Genomic DNA, 1,029 nt, shown 5'->3' with positions numbered 1-1,029 from the left:
GGACAGGAAATAATGTTGAAATACTAATTATTTCGACAACAGTGTGCGCACTTTGTCTACATCCAGAAAATAGTGGCACAGCTCAGGCTCATTCAAGTCGGCGAATAAAACCGGCACCAGCTCATCATATTTCGCCACCAGGGCCTGGTCCGCATCGACGTCGATGACTTCGACGGTAAATGGCTTTTCCGGGGTTTGCAGGGCGTTGAGGGCGTTGAACATGTCCTCGCAGAGGTGGCAATAAGTGCGCGAATAGAGCGTGAAGTGCATCAGGGTGGCTTCGGGTTCGGAGCCTGCCATTGTACCGCGCCGGGCGGGGATGACGATGACTATCGGCTGGGCCGCCGATGCCGCCGCTGGCTCTGTTTCCACTTGCTTCGTTGTCAATCTCAGGCGGTGGGATATCGGACGCCATCTTCCGACTATACGCGCGCCGCCGTGCCGCGATTTGAGGCGCGGCAAGCGGCGACGGAGTGGATTACTTCGTTGCGGCGGCTGGTTTCACCGAGATGAACTGCGACTGCTCGCCGCGGCGCACCAGCACGACGGCGGCCTTGCTGCGGTCCAGCTTGGCCACGGCGGCGTTGAACTGCTTGGCGTCGGTGACTTCCGTGTTATTCAGCTGCAGCAGCACATCGCCTTCGCGCAGGCCGGCCGCTGCCGCAGGGCCATCGGCATCGTCGATGATCACGCCACCGCTCACGCCCAGCTCCTTCTTCTGCGCGGCCGTCAGATCGCTGACCTTGAAGCCCAGTGCGTTGGCGGCGACCTCAGGCTTCGGCTTCACGCCGCGCTCGTTGCGCGCTTCCTTGGCAGGCTTGTCGGCATCGGCCTCGCCTACTACCAATGGCAGGTCGACAGACTTACCCTTGCGCCACACCGTCACATTCGCCTTGGTGCCGACTGCCGTGCCACCGACCATGCGCGTCAGGTCCGACCATTTATCGATATCGGTGCCATTGAACTTCAGGATAATGTCACCGGCGCGGATGCCCGCCTTATCGGCTGGACCGCCAGCCTCAACCTGGG

General features: G+C 60.9%; 2 protein-coding genes. Both read right to left on the bottom strand.

What is annotated here, in order from left to right; translation table 11 throughout:
• Positions 1 to 27 precede the first annotated feature (27 nt).
• Entirely contained in the window at positions 28 to 300 is a 273-nt protein-coding gene (locus tag AB4Z11_RS32520; RefSeq protein ID WP_442030424.1) for a glutaredoxin family protein, read from the bottom strand.
• 178 nt (positions 301 to 478) lie between these two features.
• The coding region (locus AB4Z11_RS32515; protein ID WP_442030422.1) for a PDZ domain-containing protein at positions 479 to 1,029 on the bottom strand (551 nt) is incomplete at its 5' end.

Source organism: Pseudoduganella sp. RAF53_2 (assembly GCF_052113985.1).
GTDB lineage: Bacteria > Pseudomonadota > Gammaproteobacteria > Burkholderiales > Burkholderiaceae_D > Rugamonas.
The sequence above is the reverse complement of the archived record's forward strand: the minus strand, read 5'-3'. Positions and strand labels throughout refer to the sequence as shown.

Coding starts and splice junctions, on each gene's coding strand:
- AB4Z11_RS32520 (WP_442030424.1), bottom strand. CDS start 300: ATGGCAGGCTCCGAACCCGAAGCCACCCTGATGCACTTCACGCTCTAT.